Source organism: Stenotrophomonas maltophilia (assembly GCF_004920835.1).
GTDB classification, from domain to species: Bacteria; Pseudomonadota; Gammaproteobacteria; order Xanthomonadales; family Xanthomonadaceae; genus Stenotrophomonas; species Stenotrophomonas maltophilia_AQ.
The window spans coordinates 1-335 of the sequence record NZ_QFHO01000080.1 but is presented as its reverse complement, the minus strand read 5'-3'; the positions used below and the strand labels follow the sequence as shown (position 1 = coordinate 335).

The 335-nt window shown below is 62.7% G+C and carries 1 pseudogene; it reads right to left on the bottom strand.

The features are described 5' to 3' along the window. Positions 1-218: 218 nt before the first annotated feature. Positions 219-335: pseudogene (locus tag DI041_RS21160) on the bottom strand (bifunctional methylenetetrahydrofolate dehydrogenase/methenyltetrahydrofolate cyclohydrolase); the annotation flags it as partial.

Sequence of the window (335 nt, the reverse complement as noted above, 5' to 3'; positions counted from 1 at the left end):
CATACCCGAGATGTGGGGAAGCGCGACATTTTACCCTGTTTTGGCGACCAAGAACAGTAATTTTGGTAACCGGAAATAGGTAATCCTGCGACACAGTGTCGCGCGGGCGGGGATCTGTTCAGGGCACCTACCGAAGCGGGTAGTGCCGGCCGCTGGCCGGCAACCTCATGAACCTTCGGATGGCATACCGGGTTGCCGGCCAGCGGCCGGCACTACCGTCAAACCCCAGCTTCCGCCGCTTCCAACGTGTTCTGCATCAACGTGGCCACGGTCATCGGGCCCACGCCGCCCGGCACCGGGGTGATCCAGCTGGCCCGCTGGGCAGCCGCTTCAAA